Annotated in this window: 7 protein-coding genes; 1 reads left to right on the forward strand and 6 read right to left on the reverse strand. The window is 33.2% G+C overall.

The genetic code is table 11. The annotated features are described in order from the left end of the window. Positions 1–82: 82 nt before the first annotated feature. The 6 genes from QM374_RS10420 to QM374_RS10445 form a co-directional block, all read right to left on the reverse strand. Positions 83–619 carry a hypothetical protein gene (locus QM374_RS10420; RefSeq protein WP_414311702.1) on the reverse strand — a complete coding sequence of 179 codons (537 nt, stop codon included), beginning with the start codon at positions 617–619 and terminating at the stop codon, positions 83–85. After that, positions 620–1,408, reverse strand: a complete 789-nt coding sequence (locus QM374_RS10425) for a DUF6414 family protein (protein WP_414311703.1) — start codon at positions 1,406–1,408, stop codon at positions 620–622. 21 nt (positions 1,409–1,429) lie between these two features. Continuing rightward, positions 1,430–2,191: a type II toxin-antitoxin system toxin PezT gene (gene pezT / locus QM374_RS10430; RefSeq protein ID WP_414311704.1), complete on the reverse strand. Its 762-nt coding sequence runs from the start codon at positions 2,189–2,191 to the stop codon at positions 1,430–1,432. Next, positions 2,191–2,667, reverse strand: a complete 477-nt coding sequence (pezA, locus tag QM374_RS10435; RefSeq protein ID WP_414311705.1) for a type II toxin-antitoxin system antitoxin PezA — start codon at positions 2,665–2,667, stop codon at positions 2,191–2,193. Before pezA ends, pezT begins: the two co-directional genes overlap by 1 nt. 604 nt (positions 2,668–3,271) lie before the next feature. Further along, positions 3,272–3,811, reverse strand: coding sequence for a T6SS immunity protein Tdi1 domain-containing protein (locus QM374_RS10440; protein WP_414311706.1), 540 nt, complete (start codon positions 3,809–3,811; stop codon positions 3,272–3,274). Between the two features lie 173 nt (positions 3,812–3,984). Next, positions 3,985–4,191: a hypothetical protein gene (locus QM374_RS10445; protein ID WP_248035830.1), complete on the reverse strand. Its 207-nt coding sequence runs from the start codon at positions 4,189–4,191 to the stop codon at positions 3,985–3,987. Between the two features lie 1,029 nt (positions 4,192–5,220). Here QM374_RS10445 and QM374_RS10450 point away from each other — a divergent pair. After that, positions 5,221–6,429 (forward strand): ATP-binding protein, encoded by a 1,209-nt coding sequence (locus QM374_RS10450; protein WP_248035832.1) that lies wholly within the window; start codon positions 5,221–5,223, stop codon positions 6,427–6,429. The last annotated feature ends 371 nt before the right edge of the window (positions 6,430–6,800 follow it).

A 6,800-nucleotide genomic window follows, 5' to 3' on the forward strand; every position in this document is an offset into this window, starting at 1 on the left:
GTTAATATGAAACGAATTATGGCCTTAATAAATACAAAATAACCGAGGAATTCGCTCAAATTGATGAGTGATTCCTCGGTTTTCATTTCATTAAAAGTAAGAGAGCTCCTTTTTCAGTGGGCTTCTTATTTGTTAGGGTACTTTTCTTTAGTAGACCAATTGAAATATCTTTTTTAGCTTGCTGTTGGCCTACAACATTAGAAGAAATCATATGATTATAGAAATCAATAATTTCCTCATTATCTATTCCCTGATAGTTTGAATAGCATTCTTCTATAATGTTATCAAACTGAACTCGCAAGGAAATCTCTACTCTCTTGGGAGGATTTTGTATATAAAGATGTTGAATATCATGTCCTAGAAGTACAATATTATTGAAATTTGATATCACGTGATCTGTTACAGAAGCATAATCATCAGCAAAAATAACAACATTTTCAATCTGTTTTTCGCCAAATCCATCTGGAGCATATTGTGAGGCATTTATATCATTGGCTCTCACAGTAATATTATATTGTCGAATAAGCTCCATAAATGGAGTGAAGTCTTCAACGGCTCTCGCTTTTAATAATTTATTAAAATCTCTCTTAGAACCTTTAAAAAGTATAATACTATCCATTTAGTTCACTCCTGCAAGTATTACATCATAAACTGGATATTTCTGTTCTGAGCAAATCCTATCATTTTCTAAAATTCCGGTAAAAGATAGATTTCTCTGTTGTAAATTAAACTGTGTCTCAAAATTTAAGTCACTAATAGTCGTTGCGCCGACTTTTATTGAATAAAGTTTAAGAGTCATTTTTGTTAAATCATGAATTCGATAATTATTTTTAAAAGAATTGATATTAAAACGGAAAATTCTCTCAATTTCTTGTTTTTTATTATATCCTATAAGTTCAAAATAACCTTTAATCTCTCTAATCCCAGAATTAAGTTTAGAAAATGACATTGATACATTTTCCATCCCATCTATACTCTGGGAACCTTCCATCATTTCTGAAATTGGTGCAATCATAGCAAAATAAGACATCGAATTCTCACTTATTTCTAAAGTATAATTTTCTGTAATATCAACAAGAAAATTCTTCTTGCGTAACTCTACAGTATCTAAAAAATCATACAATAGAGAATTTTCAAGTATTGTCTTTGCTATTTTATTTCCTTGAATTCCACCTGAACTAGTAGCAGAAAGAGTAACTGAACCACTTAATCCTGTCATTTTTTCAAAAATTATTTTTAAAGCACTATTTTTACCAATTGTTCCTTCAGCATCAACTTCCATACCCGTTTCACCTTGTAATGTTGTCATAAGCTCAGTTGTTTTTGTTAATTTTCCCTTGGATTCAATCTGTAAAAAATCCATTGCTGATGATTCATCGAAATAAATTACTTTTTTTAATGTACTCATAAATTAACCCTTCGTCACTTATCAATTTTCCCCCAACTCTCTCAACCGTTCCTGACCCATCTTCAACATCTCTTTTTCCACCTTGTTCCATTTTCCGAAGAGGCATTTTTGTAAAACTTCTGCTGCTGAGATTTGATCTACTTCCGAATCATAAACACACGATTGATCTCTTTGATAAATTTGAATTTGATTAAAAATCTTATCATTTTCTAACTCTCGTAAGTTATTAACTAAATGTTCTACAATTCCATCATGGTGTTCTTTGGGAGTCGCTCTAGCTTGACTAGGATCTATAGCATGGAGTTCTTCATAACGTATCAAGGTGCTGAGATAGGACAATTCAGGCTTGGTCGCAATTAGTGCAAGCGAGACTTGATATCCTTTAGTTATCAATAATTGTGCCGTTTTTCTAGGAACTTCTGTTGTTCTCAAGGTACCCTCAATTAACAAATGATAACCTTGTTTACTCAATTCATCTACGAGATACTCAACCATTTGGCCCGCAAATACTTTGGTATAATCCACACTATCTTTTCCATACTTTTCCTGTAAGCCAAGATAGTTCGGATGAAAAGAGCGATAACTATCCCCATCAATAATAATGATATTGCCTTGAAATTCTCTTTGTTTCACACGATGAATCGTTGTCTTCCCAGCACCACTCTGTCCACCGAGCAAAATAGCTTTAGGCTGAGATGAGGTTGCTTTTACATGAGTTAAAGAACGAACGAGTCGCTTGGATGCTCGTTTAAAATCATCTTGGCTAAATTCTTCTAGTTTCATTAAGCTACCACCAGATGAGTAGCTTGTTCTAGCATACGTTCAATGCCATCCAAATAGCCATAATATCGCTCTACATCCTCAAAAGTTGCAACAAGATAAATCTTCGTGTTAATCAAATCAGAAAGATCATCGCTCATTAGAACCCAAGGATTATTAGCATCATCAAATGCAATTTCTAGTTCATCTTGTAAACGATAAAGTTGCGCTAAGATATTCGCCCCTCGTTCTTTAATCACTTCAATTTTCAGAGTTAACTGATAATCTTCTACTGGTGTGAGCATTTTTTCTTCCCCTACGATATCGATATAAGAAACATTAAATTTCCTGCAGATACGATCTATTAATTCTGTTGAAACTGAACTTGTCCCATTTTCATAACGACTCAGACTATTTCTAGAGATACCAACAATCTTTGCAAACTCAGGTTGCGTTAAATTCTGTGTTTTACGTAACGTTTTTATATTTTCTCCAATCATGTAACTCCTCCTTTTATTTATTTCTATTATAGCACAAAAAAGATAAATGCACCATTTTTGGTGCATTGTTGCCGATAGATATAGTGGATTGAAATAAGATGCGAACAGAGAGATTAGGAAAGTCAAACTAATTTCTAGAAATATTTTTAGCAGTTGTGGTGTACTGTTCTAGATTCAATCTACTATAGAATACCACATATTTAGTTATTGAAGAAAAAGTACTATGAGACTGTTCAAAAAGTCTTTAAGAATATAAAAAAGTAAGAAAACTGCAATTGAAGATATATTGTGATAGGAATCTATGATATACTTATTTCTACTTTCTTAGACAACTGCAAAATCCATAGACGCTTGAGTTCACATACGATTCGAGCTTACAAAAATGATCTTTTGTAATTTTAAACATATATAATCGCCTTCTAAAGTTAAAATGGACAATAGGTTTTGTAGCCATATCAACCACTAACTTAAAATTTCTAGCACTTCATCCAGTATGAGCATCTGAAGTAGCCAGCGATCATCCCTTGACCAAGTATTATCTTTTGAATCATCACCAGCGCTCGTAGGTTTAGTTCCCCTAGATTACTATCCTTGATTCCAAATCCTAAAATCCCACACCGCCTGTAATCTGGGTAATAAGTTCTAAATGTTCTTTTATGCCAACCTTGTCAATATTGGTTAGATCCCTTTTTCCTCCAAGTACAAGAAGAGGAACAAAACCAAAGCATTGATTGTAATCCAAGTTCCCATACTCCTTAACCGCTTCCTCATAGAAATGAATATCAAAAAAATCTTCTAAAAAACTATCATCATCTAAAAATTTGATAAAATGATCCATCCGTTGTGTCATCACATCAAAATCATTGTTCGCATAATAAATGATATCAATAAAGCCGTTCTGAGTGTAGATAATTATATCCCCAAAACAAGTAACAAATAATGGAACTCCATTTGTTCCTCTGAAATATGTAGCTTCTACAAATCCTATATATTCTTCTGGATTGATAATTTTTAGATAACCATCAAGTAAAAATCCCAGTCCATATTGCTGCCACAATTCCACTAATTCATCTGGAACTTTTGGGGCATACTTTTCAATGACTTCTTCTGGCATAGCTGCAAATTTGGTAAATTGTAAGTTCATTTTTTCTCCTAGTATTGTAATTTAACATTTAAGTAAATTTTATTTAAGTCTTCAAAAGGTGTGGTTCTAACGATTTCATCCACAACATTATCTTTAATAGTAATTGCTGTAAAATTTTTAGACTATAGCGAAATTATCGTAGAATCTATCCCAAACTCTAGAAAATTTTATTTTTAACCGAAGTAAAAAAATAAATCTTTACAAAAATCAATCTCCTCTTGAGTTAAATCTCTGTTTTTTTCTGTGTCTAAACTATAGAGTACACCTCTCACAGTATTAACAGACTTTGCTTGCTCTAACATTTGTAAACGTATGTCTGGATGATCAATGTATTTAATAATAATATTACATAATTTTTCTTTAACATCATCATAATTCATATTAGTCACCTATAAGATCCACTTTTTAAAATTCAATTACCGAATTAGTTTTCAATTGTGGATAGCCTCCTTTCCCATATTCGGGATAATAAGATGTGATTGGCTCCAAAACTTTTCCTGTATCTCCGGCTTCCTTAGGAACATACACATTATCTGAAGTATATCGAACTCTCCACGAAGATTCGCATTACTCCAAGCAGGAGATATTTGATAAGCATCTTGCATCTTACTAGCTAAATCAAATTTAGATAAACCGATGTAACTTCTAGGGACTTCCATAGTCCTCATTGTCTGTTCAGCATACTTAGAATCCATATAACGATAGGCCGTTGATGACAAAATTCTGCCATCAGGCGATACATAAAAATCCGGTTTAGATGTAACTTTAGGCGCTGGTAAAGCTAACACAGGATCTGGTGCCGGCAAGGTAAGTGGCTTACTAGTCTACCCAGGCAATGCTAGTTGTTGAACAGGAATCATATCTTTGCGTGGCCTCGTGACTAGTAAATCCCCTGCCGTCGGCTTCGTAACAAGCACATCAAGCGTAGGAACTCAACCTATTTGGCCACTTAGTCCTTCAGTCACTGCCTTAATAAACTGCCGTCCTGACTATCATAATATCTTTCTCATACATAGTCAAGTTCAGACACCAAAAAAACATCCAAGAGAAAATCCTTGAATATCCGTAAACGTTAACAGCATCTTATTGATTAAGGTTTTGAGGCAATTAACTTTGTCAGTTCACAGTTACATTTATAAGCAACTAAATGTGGCAAGCACAACATATAAAACTTTAAAAATTCGGGTAGTTATCACTTTTTGTTTTTGTAGCTTATGTAGTTGAGAAATACGAACTACTGCATCACAAAGATGATATAGTTTGATAACAAATCTACAGTATATTCGTGTCAATGCAATTTTTTCTATCGTCGTTTTCTATCCTGAAGACATTTAAACAGCCCTAGATTTTATTTCTAATAAATTGAAAATAATGTCTATTTGTATTATACTATATTTGAGGTATCTATTATGAACTATATTAAAAGACCACATTATTTAGATTTTTTAAGAAGACATCGTGACCGACAAATCATCAAAGTTGTGAGTGGAGTGAGACGAGCTGGTAAATCTGTTCTCTTTCAACTCTATAAAGAGGAGTTACTAGCAACTGGGGTAGATGAGGATCAGATTATATCCATCAATTTCGAAGATTTGAGTTACTATGACCTGCGACATTTTCAAACATTATTTGCTTATATAAAAGAGCAGTTAGTTGGGGAGAAAACATACTATATCTTTTTAGATGAAATTCAACATGTTGAGAAATTTGAACTGGTAGCAGATAGCCTATTCATCTTACCAAATGTTGACCTCTATTTGACTGGATCCAACGCCTACTTTATGAGTAGCCAATTAGCTACAAATTTGACTGGTCGGTATGTTGAGATAGAGGTTCTTCCTTTGTCATTTGAAGAATATCTATCAGGTCAATCTCTCACAGAGAATCTGAATACAACAGAAATTTTTAACAATTATCTCTTTAGTGCTTTCCCTTACTTATTACAAACAGCATCTTACGCTGAAAAAATTGACTATCTCAGAGGAATCTATAACTCAATACTGTTAAATGATATTGTCACTAGATTGGGAAATCCAAATCCTACTATTATTGAGCGCATTGTTCGAACCCTTCTCAGCAGTACGGGAAGCCTAATATCGACAAATAAGATTCGCAATACTCTGATCAGCCAAAACGTTTCAATCTCCCATAATACTTTGGAAAATTATTTGACAACTTTGACAGACAGTTTACTTTTTTATTCCGTTCCACGTTTTGATGTAAAAGGTCGAGCATTATTGCAACGCTTAGAAAAATATTATCCCGTTGATTTAGGTTTACGACATCTCTTATTACCAGACCACAAAGAAGATATTGGGCATATCTTGGAAAATATTGTGTATTTGGAATTGAGACGTAGATATTCACAAGTATATGTTGGTAATTTAGATAAATATGAAGTTGATTTTGTTGTTGTAACTGATCTTGGTCACTATGCTTATTATCAAGTCAGTGAAACAACACTTGCTCCAGAAACACTAGAAAGAGAACTTAGACCACTAGAAGCCATTAAAGATCAATTCCCAAAATATCTATTAACAATGGATACAATTCAACCAACAGCCAATTACAATGGTATTGAGAAGAAAAATATCATAGATTGGTTACTAGAACAGTAGATAATCATAAATCATACAGCTAACTAGATCTGCAACAGTCTGTTATCAATGATTCTACCCAAACCCTAACAAGATATAAGGAATTTAGAACACTGATACTTGAAAGATAACATGGAATCTATAACTTCTGGAAGTACTATCAAAAATTAATATCATAATCTTATTAGAGACAAGCATCACCCACTTCCTCAAATGAGATTAAATTGTAACTGAATTAGAATGAAAAAGAGACTGAACAATCAAGGCTAAATTCCCAAACTAAGTTCCACTGCTAATCCAAGTGGAAGTTAGTCTGATAAAAATCCTAAAAACCAGTGGAATTCCGTGTCAGGGTAAATTCCACTGGTTTTACTAATGCTTGATTTCATCGC

The organism is Streptococcus infantis, from assembly GCF_047465525.1.
Classification (GTDB): Bacteria; Bacillota; Bacilli; order Lactobacillales; family Streptococcaceae; genus Streptococcus; species Streptococcus infantis_R.

What these genes read in the sequence shown, in the direction of transcription:
- QM374_RS10420 (WP_414311702.1), bottom strand. Translation starts at nt 619, where the DNA reads ATGGATAGTATTATACTTTTTAAAGGTTCTAAGAGAGATTTTAATAAA.
- QM374_RS10425 (WP_414311703.1), bottom strand. Translation starts at nt 1,408, where the DNA reads ATGAGTACATTAAAAAAAGTAATTTATTTCGATGAATCATCAGCAATG.
- pezT (WP_414311704.1), bottom strand. Translation starts at nt 2,191, where the DNA reads ATGAAACTAGAAGAATTTAGCCAAGATGATTTTAAACGAGCATCCAAG.
- pezA (WP_414311705.1), bottom strand. Translation starts at nt 2,667, where the DNA reads ATGATTGGAGAAAATATAAAAACGTTACGTAAAACACAGAATTTAACG.
- QM374_RS10440 (WP_414311706.1), bottom strand. Translation starts at nt 3,811, where the DNA reads ATGAACTTACAATTTACCAAATTTGCAGCTATGCCAGAAGAAGTCATT.
- QM374_RS10445 (WP_248035830.1), bottom strand. Translation starts at nt 4,191, where the DNA reads ATGAATTATGATGATGTTAAAGAAAAATTATGTAATATTATTATTAAA.
- QM374_RS10450 (WP_248035832.1), top strand. Translation starts at nt 5,221, where the DNA reads ATGAACTATATTAAAAGACCACATTATTTAGATTTTTTAAGAAGACAT.